Genomic DNA, 13696 nt, shown 5'->3' with positions numbered 1-13696 from the left:
AACGCCTAAGGCAACAAATCTTCCAGGCGCCCATGAAGCCGCTCCGGCAGGTTTTCCTGGATCTCGATCAGTGCTCGCTGTATCGCACTCTGAAAACCCTGCACCCCCGCCGAACCGTGGCTTTTCACGACAATTCCCTGCAGACCGAGGAAACTTGCGCCGTTATGTCGTGCCGGCGCCAGCTCAGCCTGCAAGCGTTTCATCAGCGGCAGCGCTAGCGCACCCACCACTTTTGAGGCGAAATTTTTCTTGAATAACGCCTCGATGCGCCCGGCAATCATGGTCGCCAGGCCTTCGCTGGACTTGAGCAGGATATTGCCGACAAAGCCGTCACACACCACCACATCCGCCTCGCCACGGTACAAGCCGTCACCCTCGACAAACCCGATGTAGTTGATGCCACGAGCACTCTGCAACAACGTAGCCGCCAATTTGACCTGCTGATTGCCCTTGATGTCTTCAGTGCCGATGTTCAGCAACGCAACCCTGGGGCGAACGATACCCAGGGTTTCTGCCGCGACCGAACCCATCACTGCAAACTGCAATAAGTGCTCGGCAGTGCAATCGACATTGGCACCCAGATCGAGCAACTGGCAGTAGCCCTTCTGCGTTGGAATGGCCGCGATCATTGCCGGCCGATCAATGCCCGGCAAGGTCTTGAGCACAAAGCGCGACAAGGCCATCAGTGCGCCGGTATTGCCGGCACTGACACAGGCCTGGACCTTGCCGTCTCGCAGCAACTCCAGCGCCACGCGCATCGACGAATCGGGCTTGCCGCGCAACGCCTGGGCGGGCTTTTCGTCCATGGTGATGACTTCGGACGCCGGCGTAATCGACAGGCGCGCGCGATCGACAGCCGATTGGCTGGCGAGCAGATCTTCAAGAAGGGAGGGTTGACCGACGAGGGTCAGGTGCAGCGAGGGTGTAGCAGACAGGCAAGCGAGGCTGGCCTGAACAATGCTGCGGGGACCGAAGTCCCCGCCCATTGCGTCAATCGCGATGACTTGAGCGGACAAGTGATTACTCGTCAGCGCCCTTGTCGATCACTTTACGGCCACGGTATACGCCTTCTGGCGATACGTGGTGACGCAGGTGAACTTCACCGGTGGTTTTTTCTACAGACAGGGTGCTAGCCTCGAGAGCGTCGTGCGAACGACGCATGTCACGGGCAGAGCGGGATTTTTTGTTCTGCTGAACAGCCATAATTGATTAACTCCTAAACGTTTGGGTCACGCTTTAACTGCGCCAATACACTGAACGGGTTGGACCGCGTTACCTCGTCCTCGCTCGGTTCGGGCTCATCGAGACCCGCCGGCTGCTGGCATTCTTCCGGATGATGAGCAGGCACAATGGGCAAGGCGAGCAGAAGCTCCTCCTCGATCAGTGACTGCAGATCCAAAGGATCTTCGCCCAGTTCCAGCACGTCATAACCTTTCGGCAACGACTGGGTATTCGCACCCTCCTTCACCACAGCATAACTGCATTCGCTATGGATCGGCAGGGTGACCAGCTCAAGACAACGCTGGCAAACCATTTTGACTTCGGTGTCGATAAAGCTGTGAATTACCACAGATTTACGTTCATCTCGTTCAAAAACGAATTTAGCCTGCACCGTACCGACAGTATCGGAAAGCGGGTCGCAGAGTCTCTCCAAATCGGCCAGCAGCAGTTCACCTTGAAGGGTGGTGCCACGGTCAGCCAATTTGCGCGGGTCAACGTGAGGTGGAATCGGGTCATTCAACATAGGCGCAGCATTATAGGGATGCCCCCAGCCATGTCAAAGGAAATTCAGCCCTGCCCGTCACTTGAGCCTGCGCTAGAATTCGCCCCTGCCCTTTGGAGATGCGCATGCTGCCTTTATTACTCGCTTCAAGCTCAGCCTATCGCCGGCAATTGCTGGCCCGTTTGCAGTTGCCATTCACGTGCAGCTCGCCGGATATCGACGAAAGTCATTGCCCGGACGAGTCAGCCGTAGACCTGGTAAAGCGCCTCGCCGAAGAAAAAGCCCGCGCACTGGCGGACAGCCATCCTGCCCACCTGATCATCGGCTCAGATCAGGTCGCGGTGCTCGGTGAGCGGATCATCGGCAAACCTCACACCTTCGAAAAGGCCCGCGAACAACTCTTGGCATCCAGCGGCGCCAGCGTGACCTTCCTGACCGGCCTGGCACTACTCAACAGCCAGACCGGCCACTGTCAGGTCGACTGCGTGCCTTTTACCGTACACATGCGCACACTCGACCCAGCACGCATCGAACGTTACCTGCATGCTGAACAGCCCTATGACTGCGCTGGCAGCTTCAAGGCCGAAGGTTTGGGGGTGAGCCTGTTTCAAAGCACCGAAGGCCCTGACGCCACCAGCCTGATCGGCCTGCCGTTGATTCGCCTGGTGGACATGCTGCTGGCCGAAGGCGTGCAGATACCTTAAAGGTCAACAGATCGCAGCCTCGTTTCACTCGACAGCTCCTACATTGAAATGCGTATTCCCTTGTAGGAGCTGTCGAGTGAAACGAGGCTGCGATCTTTTGACTGTAAAAAAACCGGCAAAAAGCCGGTTTTTTTTATGCAGCAAGAAGATCAGCGCAACGATGGCCCCTGAAAGCCCATCCACATTGCCAAATGCTCAGCCACGCTGGCGCCAAGCTTTTTCGAGAAGCGATCGAATGGCGATTCCTCAACAGTGAAATCCACCAGTTCTTTCTCACCGATCACATCGCGAGCAACCGAACTGGCATTGCCCAGACCATCGATCAAGCCCAGCGACAGCGCCTGCTCACCCGACCAGATCAGCCCGGAGAACAGCTCTGGATGTTCTTTATCCTTCAGGCGATCACCACGACCCTTCTTGACACTATTGATGAACTGCTGATGGGTGGTATCGAGCACGCTCTGCCAGAATTGGATTTCCGCGGGTTTCTGCGGCTGGAACGGATCGAGGAACGATTTGTGCTCCCCAGACGTGTAGGTACGACGCTCCACACCCAGCTTCTCCATGGTCCCGACAAAACCGTAGCCGGCCGCCGTCACACCGATGGAACCCACCAGGCTCGCCTTGTCGGCGTAGATCTGGTCCGCGGCGCTAGCGATGTAATAGGCACCGGAAGCGCCCAGATCCGAGATCACCGCATAAACCTTGGTATCTGGATGCAGGCCGCGCAAACGACGGATCTCGTCGTAGACATAACCCGACTGCACCGGACTGCCGCCAGGGCTGTTGATCCGCAGAACCACACCCTTGACCTTCTTATCCTCGAAGGCTGCACGCAGACTGCCGACGATATTATCGGCACTGGCCGGCTCTTTGTCGGCAATCATGCCCGTTATATCGATCAGCGCCGTGTAGCCAGAGCCGAGAGTGGCGCCTTTCTCCATGCTTATCATCGGCGATAAGAGAACCAGCACGCCGAACAGGTACAAGAAAGTCAGCGACTTGAAGAATATTCCCCAGCGACGGGACCGTCGCTGCTCCTGCACGCCAGCGAGCAAGGTTTTTTCCAGCAGCTTCCAGCTTTTCTCATCACCCGTTTCCGCACTCGCCTTGGCGGGCGCTTTCCATTCGTCGGTCATGCCATGTACCCCAGCAAAAAAACCAATTAAACCCGCTGACTCAGCCAGGCGTGCAACTCTGAAAAACGATCAATGGCCAGTCTCGGCTCAAATAGCTTCAAGGCGTCGATCGATTGAGCGCCATAGCTGACCGCTACCGAATCCATGCCCGCATTGCGCGCCATCTGCAGGTCGAACGATGAATCGCCGACCATCAGCGCCTGCTCCGGACGAACCTCGCAATGGGCGAGAATCTGCTCAAGCATCAGCGGATGGGGCTTGCTGGCGGTTTCATCAGCGGCACGGGTAATATCGAAATAATCTTCCCAGCCGTGAGACTTCAGCACCCGATCCAGCCCACGACGAGCCTTACCGGTCGCTACTGCCAGATGATATCCCTCGACACGAAACGCTTCGAGAGACTCGACAACCCCCTCGAACAACGGGGAAGGCACGGCCTCCGCCGCAATGTAGTGATCCGCATAGTGCTGACGGAACGCTACCAGTTCGGTGTCGCCAATCTCGGGATACAGGGTGCGAATCGCTTCCGGCAAGCCCAGACCGATAATGCCTTTGACGGCAGAATCATCGCGCAACTGAAAACCGGACCGCTCGGACGCGACATGCATCGCCTCGACAATCCGACCAATGGAGTCAGCCAGCGTGCCGTCCCAATCGAAAATCAGCAGCTTGTAATCAGTAGGGTGCACTCAAGCGCTCCACGGTTTTGGCCCACATCTCGTCGACCGGCGCCTGTAACTTGAGCTCACCGCCATCAGGTAGCGGCACCGTCAGCATGTAGGCGTGCAGAAACAGACGCTTACCGCCAAGATCACGAATCTCCTTGCTGAAACCTTCATCGCCGTACTTGGTATCACCCGCGATGCAATGTCCGGCATGCAGAGTATGGACGCGAATCTGGTGAGTGCGACCCGTGATCGGCTTGGCCTCGACCATAGTGGCAAAATCGCCAAAGCGACGCAGGACCTTAAATACGGTCACAGACTCCTTGCCCTCCTCCTCGTCCACTTCGACCATCCGCTCGCCGGAGCGCAGATTGCTCTTGCCCAGCGACGCACGGACTTGCTTGATCGAGGTCGCCCAGTTGCCGCGCACCAGCGCCATGTAGCGCTTATCGACGCCATCGCCGCGCAATGCCGTGTGCAAGTGGCGCAACATGCTGCGCTTTTTGGCAATCATCAGCAGGCCCGAGGTATCACGATCGAGACGATGAACCAGTTCGAGTTCCTTGCAATCGGGACGCAACTGACGAAAGGCCTCGATCACACCGTAGGTCAAGCCACTGCCACCATGAACCGCAATGCCGCAAGGCTTGTTGACCACGATCAGCGCCTTGTCTTCATAGACAATCGCGGCCTCGAGCCGCTGCAGCAAACCCTGGGCTAATGGCACGGGCTCGTCACGCTCAGGCACGCGAACCGGCGGCACGCGCACGATATCGCCCGCCTGCAGCTTGTATTCGGGCTTGATCCGACCTTTGTTCACCCGCACTTCGCCCTTGCGCAAAATGCGGTAAATCAAGGTCTTGGGCACGCCTTTGAGCCGAGCGAGAAGGAAGTTATCAATACGTTGGCCGGCATATTCCGGCGAGACCTCCAGCAGTTGTACGGCTGGGGTCGAAGGGGCAGTAGTCGTCATGACGCGGATGATAACAATTTTTTATGGAATTGAAGCACTTAATCATTGCTGCTATAGTCGCGAACGCCGCCAAAAGTGGCCTGGACAGCGGACCAACGGTCAAAAACCGGCCCTGACCAACGCAATTCATGAGGACGAGAGGCCGTCCTACGGGGCTTTCGCTACGTAACGGCAGAGTTTGCAGTTGTAACGAGCGCAGGTGACATAAGGCCTGAATCATGCCGCAAAGCAGAGTTTTCACTCGCCTTCCGAGCAAATATTCACGGCCAGTTCACAAAGTGCAGTCAGCTGCGAACGACCCCGAGCGAACGCTTCGGAAACACCGCCTAAATTAGCCATGATGCGTGACCTCCCCTTTCGGAGCTCACGGTAAATGCCAACCCGCTGCGGATTCTGCGCGCGGCAGCACCCGAATTATCAGGGATACGTGTAGGGTGGAGATGCACAACCGCTGGACTGTGTAGCAATAGGCTTTATCAAGACGCTTCATCTCGTCCACAGCCGCCGGTTGATTCCTCCTCCTGACTGAGTGCTTAAGTAGCCACAGCAAGCAGGACGCGTACGTCGCGACATCGACCCAATTGGTCGGGGTTCGCTAGACACTGGAGTGGCCAACCACTCCTGACGCACCTGACACCGACCGTGAGAAGTCGTGTGTGCCGAACGCCGTTTCCGGCAGCCCGGAAACCGACGGTACTACATGAAAAGAATGCTGATTAACGCAACCCAACCCGAAGAGTTGCGTGTTGCACTGGTAGACGGCCAGCGCCTCTACGACCTGGACATCGAATCTGGTGCACGCGAGCAGAAGAAGGCCAACATCTATAAAGGCCGGATTACTCGCATCGAACCAAGCCTTGAGGCTGCCTTTGTCGATTTCGGCTCTGAGCGCCACGGCTTCCTGCCCCTCAAAGAAATCTCCCGCGAATACTTCAAGAAAGCCCCTGAAGGCCGCGTCAACATCAAGGACGTCCTGAGCGAAGGCCAGGAAGTCATCGTTCAGGTCGAAAAAGAAGAACGTGGCAACAAGGGCGCCGCCCTGACCACCTTCATCAGCCTGGCCGGCCGTTACCTGGTGCTGATGCCGAACAACCCGCGTGCCGGCGGTATCTCCCGTCGCATCGAAGGTGAAGAGCGCAACGAACTGCGTGAAGCCCTGAACGGCCTGGTTGCCCCGGCCGACATGGGTCTGATCGTTCGCACTGCCGGCCTTGGCCGCAGCAGCGAAGAAATGCAGTGGGACCTCGATTACCTGCTGCAACTGTGGACCGCCATCAAAGAAGCTTCGCTGGACCGTTCCGCGCCGTTCCTGATCTATCAGGAAAGCAACGTGATCATCCGCGCCATCCGCGATTACCTGCGCCAGGACATCGGCGAAGTGCTGATCGACAGCGTTGAAGCCCAGGACGAAGCCCTGACCTTCATTCGCCAGGTGATGCCGCAGTACGCCAGCAAAATCAAACTGTACGAAGACAGCGTTCCGCTGTTCAACCGTTTCCAGATCGAAAGCCAGATCGAAACCGCCTTCCAGCGCGTCGTCGAACTGCCTTCCGGCGGCTCCATCGTTATCGATCCGACCGAAGCCCTGGTGTCCATCGACATCAACTCGGCGCGCGCCACCAAAGGCAGCGACATCGAAGAAACCGCACTGCAGACCAACCTTGAAGCCGCCGAAGAAATCGCCCGTCAGCTGCGCTTGCGCGACATCGGCGGCCTGATCGTCATCGACTTCATCGACATGACCCCTGCCAAGAACCAGCGCGCCGTGGAAGAGAAAGTCCGCGAATGCCTGGAAGCCGACCGCGCTCGCGTGCAAGTCGGTCGCATCTCGCGCTTCGGCCTGCTGGAAATGTCCCGTCAGCGCCTGCGTCCATCGCTGGGCGAAAGCAGTGGCATCGTCTGCCCGCGTTGCAACGGCACCGGCATCATCCGTGACGTTGAATCGCTGTCGCTGGCGATCCTGCGCCTGATCGAAGAAGAAGCCCTGAAAGACCGCACCGCCGAAGTTCGCGCACAAGTGCCGATTCCGGTTGCAGCTTTCCTGCTCAACGAAAAACGCAACTCGATCACCAAGATCGAACTGCGCACCCGTGCCCGCATCGTCATTCTGCCGAACGATCACCTCGAAACGCCGCACTTCGAAGTTCAGCGTCTGCGCGATGACAGCCCGGAAGCCGCGGTCGGCCAGTCCAGCTACGAAATCGCCGCTGCTGCGGCCGAAGTCGAAGAAGTCCAGCCAGCCGCCGCGACCCGCACTCTGGTTCGCCAGGAAGCCGCGGTCAAGACAGCTCCGGCCCGCGCCAACGCTCCGGTTCCGACCGAAGTCGCCGCTGCTCCGGTGGCTGCCCCGGCCGCTGCCCCAGAGCCAAGCCTGTTCAAAGGTTTGGTGAAGTCGCTGGTCAGCCTGTTCGCCACCAAGGAAGAGCCTGCTGCGCCGGTTGTGGTTGAAAAGCCAGCTACCGAACGCCCTGCTCGCAACGAAGAGCGCCGCAACGGCCGTCAGCAGAGCCGCAACCGTAACGGTCGCCGCGATGAAGAGCGCAAGCCTCGTGAGGAACGTGCACCGCGTGAAGAACGCGCACCACGTGAGCCACGTGAAGTCCGCGAAGAAGCGCCAGCAGTTGCCCAGGAACGCGCTCCGCGCGAAGAGCGCGCACCACGCGCCCCTCGTGAAGAGCGTGCACCGCGCGCCCCGCGTGAAGATCGCAAGCCACGTGGCGAGCGTGAAGAACGTCCGGTTCGTGAACTGCGCGAGCCTCTGGATGCCGCTCCGGTCGTCGCTGCCAACGCTGAAGAGCGTCCGGCCCGTCAGCCACGTGAAGAACGTGCTCCACGCCCACCGCGTGAAGAACGTCAGCCACGTACCGAGCAAGCCGTTGCTGCTGTTGCCGAAGAAGAGCTGCCAGCCAACGAAGAGCAACTGCAGGAAGACGGTCAGGAACACGCCGAAGGCGATCGTCCTCGCCGCCGCTCCCGTGGCCAGCGTCGTCGCAGCAACCGTCGTGAGCGTCAACGCGATGCCAACGGCAATGTGATCGAAGGTTCGGAAGAGTCCGAGTCGGCTGAAAACGCCGAAGCGCCAAGCACCGCCGACCTGGCCGCCGGCCTGGCGGTTACTGCAGCCGTTGCCAGCTCCGTGATCAGCGCGCCTGCTGAAGCACAAGCCAACGAGCAAGCCGAACGCGCCACTGCCGCCACGCAGGAAACTGCGCCGGTCGAAGCGCCAGTCGTTGAGGCGACCACGCCGGTAGAAGTCACTGCCTCTCCGGAAATCGAAGTGGCACCGGTTCGTCAAGCCCAGCCTGAAGTTGAAGCTGAGCCAGCCGTTGCTGCCGAGCCTGCTCCATCCGCTGAGCCTGTGGTTGAAGCTCGCGAAGAGCAGACCACGTTCAACTGGGTTGCCGAGCCACCTGTAGCGGTCGAAGCGCCAGCGCCAGTCGCGGAGGCTCCGGTTGCTGAAGCCATGGTCTCCGAGCCAGTGGCTGCTGCTGCCGAGCCTGCTCCAGCAGCTGTTGAAGCGCCCGTTGTTGCCGAAGAGGTTGCACCGGCGGCTGAAGCAGCCCCTGTCAGCGCGCTGACCCCAAGTGGCCGTGCGCCGAACGACCCGCGTGAAGTACGTCGTCGCAAGCGTGAAGCCGAGCGTCTGCAGAAGGAAGCCGAACTGGCTGCCGCTGCTGCTCCGGCCGCTGCCGAGCCAGCCCCGGTTGTTGCTGAAGTTGTCGAGGCAGCCCCTGCCCCGGCCGCTGAAGTCCCTGCCGAACCAGCTGAATCCGCGTTCGACGAAGCACCGCGCTCCGTTCAGGAAGCGGTAGAGCAACACGAGCAAGCCCAGGAAAAAGAGCACGAGCCTAAACCCCTCGCCTGATTCCATCGGCCATTAAAAAGCCCCGCCTGGTGATCCCGGGCGGGGCTTTTTTTATGCCCAAAAAATCAAAAGATCGCAGCCTTCGGCAGCTCCTACGCGCCTGTGGGCGCTGCCGAAGGCTGCGATCTTTTGGGGATTACACAAACATTAATTTCTCTGGAACATCCACATCCCACAACACCCCCGGATCGTCTACCACCACCTCGACCACCCTCGCCTGAGCAAACAGCGACTTGGCGCCGTGATCGCCGGTCAACGCCATCAATCCCGGACCAAAACTTCGCCCGAATCCCACCGGGTGCCCATATTGCCCCTCATACACCGGCACGCTGATGGCATCGCCGGCAATATTCGCGACCACCCGCTCAATGCTGGACGACAGGATAAACGGCATATCCCCCAACACAATCAGCCAGCCACCGAGTTGTGAACACGCCGCCACACCCGCCGCTATGCTATCGCCCAGACCGGTCGACTCGATCCGCACAATCTCGCAACCATAGGCCTGAGCCATGCGAATCACTTGCGGGCGATCCGCCGTGGTCACCAGCACGCGCTTCTCAAGCGTGGCTGGCAGATTTGCCAGCACCTGCTCGATCATCGAATGCACAGAAACGCCGTCACGAGCGGTGCAATCCACCAGCAGCTTGTCCTTTTCGTCGCCCGCTACCTGTCGAAACCGACTGCCCTGCCCTGCGGCCAGAACGATAACGCCAATGGAGTCGCTCATACGCCCTCCTGCAACGGCCTCTTGTGTTTCAGCTCGACGCCGTTCTTGATCGCCACAATTTCAGCCAGCAGCGACAAGGCGATTTCCGCCGGTGTATGGCTGCCGATGTGCAAACCGATCGGGCCGTGCAAGCGCTCGATGGCCTGTTGTGACAAGCCTAGCTGAGCCAGGTTGTCCCGGCGCTTCTGACTGTTGACCCGTGACCCCAGCGCACCGACATAAAATGCCTTGGAGTCCAGCGCCGTGAGCAGCGCCATGTCATCCAGGCGTGGATCGTGGGTCAGCGCGACAATGGCTGTGCGCTCGTCGGTCTGGATGGTCAGCACCGCTTCGTCGGGCATGCCTGGGACGAAGCGACCGTGTTGCTCTTCCCAGCCATAGACGAACTCGGTGCGCGGATCGCAGATCAGCACCTCGAAATCCAGCAGCCGCGCCATTTCGGCAACGTAGCGCGACAGTTGGCCGGCACCAATCAGTAATAACCGCCAGCGCGGACCATAAATGGCGCGCAAGGTCTGCCCATCGAACACCAGCACATCGGTCTTACTCGCGGGTTGCAGAATCACTTCACCGGTCGCCAGATTCAGCTCACGCGCAACGATTTCATGGGCTTCGCAGCGCGTCAGCAATTCGGCGACCCACGCCGGATCGCCGACACGCTCCTCGGTCAGGCGCAACGTGCCGCCGCATGGCAAACCAAATCGCGCGGCCTCCTCACGGGTGACGCCATAGGTAATCAATTGCACCGGCGGCCCATCGGCCGGGATACGGCCATCGTGGAGCCGGGCAATCAGGTCATCCTCGACGCAGCCACCGGACACCGAGCCTATCACTACGCCATCTTCACGCAAGGCGAGCATGGCGCCAGGTGCCCGGGGCGCGGTGCCCCAGGTCTGGGCCACGCTGTACAACATCACCCGCTGACCGGCGCGGCGCCATTCCAGCACGCTGCGCAGGACGTTCAGATCGACGCTGTCCATCAGGCTTGCGCCTTCTGCCAGCCTTGCAGCTGATAGCGTACCGGCAGATTACGGATGCGCTTGCCGGTGGCGGCGAAGATCGCGTTGCACAGCGCTGGCGCAATCGGCGGCACGCCTGGCTCACCGACCCCGCCCAAGGGCACATTGCCCGGTGGCGTGACCAGATGCACGGCGATCTCCTTCGGGGCCAGGGACATGCGCGCCACTTCGTACATGTGGAAGTTGTCCTGCTGAACCTTGCCGTCCTTGAAGCTGATTTCCCCCAACACCGCGTTGCCCAGGCCCATGACGCAGGCACCTTCGAACTGCGAACGAATCCGCTCAGGATTGATCTGCGGGCCGCAATCCACGGCGATGTCGGCCTTGTGCACGATCAACGTGCCATCGTCTTTGACTTCCACCTCGATCACCGCCGCCACATAAGTGACAAAACTATAGTGCACCGCCAAGCCCAAGCCTCGGCCCTTGGGCAACTCGCGCCCCCAACCGGCCGCTTTGGCGGCAGTTTCCAGCACGGTGCGCATCCGTGCAGTGTCGATGGGATAACGCTCGGGCGATTCGCCGTAGTTCCACTCTTCACTCAAGGTGCGCGGATCGATCTGACGGTCCGGGCCGAGCAACTTGATCTGATACTTGAGCGGATCCTGGCCAGCCTTATGCGCCAGCTCATCGACAAAACTCTGAATCGCAAAGCCGTGTGGAATATTCGATACCGAGCGATACCAGCCGACCCGGGTGTGGACCGCCGCTTCGGGGTTTTCCAGGCGTACGTTGGGGATCGCGTAAGCCATGTTGGTGAAGCCCATGCCCAGCTCGAAAGCCGCCTCATGGTTCATGCCCGGCGCGAACAGCGCGGTGATACTCGGCGCCACCGTGCGGTGCAACCAACCGGACGGCAGGCCGTCCTTGTTCAAGCTGGCCTTCAGGTACTCGGCCGACACGGTGTGAAAATAGGAATTGTGGATGTCGTCTTCACGAGTCCATTGCACCCGCACCGCCTTGCCCGGGAACTCCTTGGCCAGGATCGCCGCTTCGATGATGAAGTCCGGCTTGGATTTGCGACCGAAACCGCCGCCGAGCAAGGTGACGTTGAAGGTGACGTTATCGAATGGGATGCCGAGGCGCTCGCCGATCCGTTCACGGCTGACTTGCGGGGCCTGGCTTGGAGCCCAGGCTTCGCACATGCCGTCCTTGAAACGGGCGATGGCGACCATCGGTTCCATCGGCGATTGCGCCAGGTGCGGCAGGTAGTAAGAGGCTTCAACGGTGCTGTCGGCGCTGCTCATGGCCTGGTCGATGCTGCCGGTATTGCGCACCACTTTGCCGGGCTTGAGGGACGCGGCTTCGAGCTCCTTGCGGTAGGCGATCGAGTCATAACTGGCGTTGGGGCCGTCATCCCACTCGATTTTCAGCGCCTCGCGGCCCTTGATAGCCGCCCAGGTATTACTGGCCACCACGGTCACGCCGCCCAGCGGCTGAAACTCGGACGGCAATGGACGGCTTTCGATTTGCAGAACCTTGATCACACCCGGGACTTTCATCGCGGCGCTGGCATCGAAGGATTTGACCTTGCCGCCATAAACCGCTGGCCGCGCGATGGTGGCGAACAGCATGCCTTCAAAATGCACATCGGCGCCGTAGACTGCCCGGCCGTTGACGATGTCCGCACCGTCGATGGCTTTTGTGCCTTCCTTACCGATGTAACGAAATTCCGAGGGCTGCTTGAGGCGCAGGCTATCGCGGGCCGGCACCGCCAACGCGCTGGCAGCCGCGGCCAATGCGCCATAGCCCAGTTCACGACCGGTGGGTTGGTGAATGACTTTATGCAGTTGCGCACGGCACTCGCTGACCGGCACTTTCCACTGCGCGGCGGCGGCTTGCTCAAGCATGGTTCGCGCGGCAGCCCCGCAACGGCGCATCGGCTCGTACCAGTGACGCATGCTGCGTGAGCCGTCGGTGTCCTGGTTACCGAAACGCACTTCATCGCCCGGCGCCTGTTGCACTTTGACCAGCGCCCAGTCGGCATCCAGCTCATCGGCCACGACCATGGTCAGGCTGGTGCGTACGCCCTGGCCCATTTCCGAGCGGTTGCAGACCACGGTCACGCTGCCATCGGTGGCGATGCTGACATAAACCTTGGGATCATCGATCCAGCCGTTGGGCATGCCGTCGGCACCGAACTTCTTGTCTTTTTCGGCAGCGAGCGCGTCCTGCCAGCCCCAACTGGCTGCCAGCACCAGCGCACTGGTGGCGCCCACGCCTTTGAGGAACCCGCGGCGGCTGAGATTGCTCAGCGCAAAATCATTGGGTAACTGGCTCATGCCTTGGCCTCCTTCAGGTGAGTGGATGCCTGGCGGATCGCGGTCTTGATCCGGTTGTAGGTGCCGCAACGGCAAATGTTGCCGACCATTGCCTCTTCAATCTGCTCGTCGCTGGGATTCGGATTGGTTTTCAGCAACGCTGTGGCCGACATGATCTGCCCGCCCTGGCAGTACCCGCACTGAGCCACGGCGCTGTCGAGCCAGGCTTGCTGGACGACTTTGCCAACCGGGTCGGCGTGCAGGTTATCGATGGTGGTGACGTTCTGGCCGATGACCGAGCCGATCGGCGTGATGCAACTGCGCGCAGGCGCGCCATCGATATGAATGGTGCAGGCGCCACACAGGCCCATGCCGCAGCCAAATTTGGTGCCGTTGTAACCGGCCACGTCACGGATCGCCCAGAGCAGCGGCATGTCCTCGGTGACATCGAGTTGATGATCTTGTCCATTGAGTTTCAGGGTAATCATGGGCACGCCCGCATAGTTATAGAGGTTATGGGGTCGAGCAATCTGCCGCGTGGGTTCCTTCACGCAGATCGACTCAGGCTAATGGGCTCTCTTATGCGGACGGCAACGTCTGCACCGGGCCTTTGGTGG

12 protein-coding genes are annotated in these 13696 nt (G+C 60.0%); 2 read left to right on the top strand and 10 right to left on the bottom strand.

Translation table 11 applies throughout. From position 1 onward, the window contains the following. Window positions 1-5: 5 nt before the first annotated feature. From plsX to ABH909_RS10945, 3 genes are read right to left on the bottom strand one after another with little or no spacing between them, the layout of a single operon-like run. The gene (gene plsX, locus ABH909_RS10955) at window positions 6-1016 is read right to left on the bottom strand and encodes a phosphate acyltransferase PlsX (RefSeq protein ID WP_429433006.1); all 1011 of its coding nucleotides are present in this window, start codon (window positions 1014-1016) and stop codon (window positions 6-8) included. A 4-nt stretch (window positions 1017-1020) separates the two neighbouring features. Next, entirely contained in the window at window positions 1021-1203 is a 183-nt protein-coding gene (rpmF, locus tag ABH909_RS10950; RefSeq protein ID WP_003179396.1) for a 50S ribosomal protein L32, read from the bottom strand. Between the two features lie 13 nt (window positions 1204-1216). Further along, entirely contained in the window at window positions 1217-1744 is a 528-nt protein-coding gene (locus ABH909_RS10945; protein WP_004371317.1) for a YceD family protein, read from the bottom strand. 104 nt (window positions 1745-1848) lie between these two features. Here ABH909_RS10945 and ABH909_RS10940 point away from each other — a divergent pair, with 104 nt between their 5' ends. Next, window positions 1849-2427, top strand: a complete 579-nt coding sequence (locus ABH909_RS10940; RefSeq protein ID WP_429433004.1) for a Maf family protein — start codon at window positions 1849-1851, stop codon at window positions 2425-2427. 149 nt (window positions 2428-2576) lie between these two features. On the opposite strand, the gene sppA is transcribed toward ABH909_RS10940, so the two are convergent. Genes sppA through rluC form a run of 3 tightly spaced genes read right to left on the bottom strand, consistent with a single transcriptional unit; the run spans window position 2577 to window position 5204 of the window. Then, the gene (gene sppA / locus ABH909_RS10935) at window positions 2577-3566 is read right to left on the bottom strand and encodes a signal peptide peptidase SppA (protein WP_429433002.1); all 990 of its coding nucleotides are present in this window, start codon (window positions 3564-3566) and stop codon (window positions 2577-2579) included. A 26-nt stretch (window positions 3567-3592) separates the two neighbouring features. Further along, entirely contained in the window at window positions 3593-4255 is a 663-nt protein-coding gene (locus ABH909_RS10930) for an HAD-IA family hydrolase (protein WP_429433000.1), read from the bottom strand. After that, on the bottom strand, window positions 4242-5204 hold the full coding sequence (gene rluC, locus ABH909_RS10925) for a 23S rRNA pseudouridine(955/2504/2580) synthase RluC (protein WP_429432998.1): 963 nt from the start codon (window positions 5202-5204) through the stop codon (window positions 4242-4244). The genes ABH909_RS10930 and rluC overlap by 14 nt, the downstream gene beginning before the upstream one ends. 700 nt (window positions 5205-5904) lie before the next feature. Here rluC and rne point away from each other — a divergent pair. Further along, a complete protein-coding gene (gene rne / locus ABH909_RS10920) occupies window positions 5905-9069 on the top strand; it encodes a ribonuclease E (protein WP_429432996.1) in 3165 nt (1054 codons plus the stop codon). A gap of 136 nt (window positions 9070-9205) precedes the next feature. Here the strand turns inward: rne and ABH909_RS10915 are convergent, their stop codons facing one another. From ABH909_RS10915 to ABH909_RS10900, 4 genes are read right to left on the bottom strand one after another with little or no spacing between them, the layout of a single operon-like run. Then, window positions 9206-9799, bottom strand: a complete 594-nt coding sequence (locus ABH909_RS10915) for a nucleotidyltransferase family protein (RefSeq protein ID WP_429432994.1) — start codon at window positions 9797-9799, stop codon at window positions 9206-9208. After that, entirely contained in the window at window positions 9796-10779 is a 984-nt protein-coding gene (locus tag ABH909_RS10910; protein WP_429432992.1) for an XdhC family protein, read from the bottom strand. Before ABH909_RS10910 ends, ABH909_RS10915 begins: the two co-directional genes overlap by 4 nt. After that, window positions 10779-13100 (bottom strand): molybdopterin cofactor-binding domain-containing protein, encoded by a 2322-nt coding sequence (locus ABH909_RS10905; RefSeq protein WP_429432990.1) that lies wholly within the window; start codon window positions 13098-13100, stop codon window positions 10779-10781. The genes ABH909_RS10910 and ABH909_RS10905 overlap by 1 nt, the downstream gene beginning before the upstream one ends. Beyond that, a complete protein-coding gene (locus tag ABH909_RS10900; protein WP_048395810.1) occupies window positions 13097-13567 on the bottom strand; it encodes a (2Fe-2S)-binding protein in 471 nt (156 codons plus the stop codon). The genes ABH909_RS10905 and ABH909_RS10900 overlap by 4 nt, the downstream gene beginning before the upstream one ends. Window positions 13568-13696: the final 129 nt, after the last annotated feature.

Source organism: Pseudomonas sp. BS3782 TE3695, from assembly GCF_050435305.1.
Taxonomy (GTDB): Bacteria; Pseudomonadota; Gammaproteobacteria; order Pseudomonadales; family Pseudomonadaceae; genus Aquipseudomonas.
Note: the sequence above shows the minus strand (reverse complement) of the source record. Positions and strands in the feature narration are given on the sequence as shown.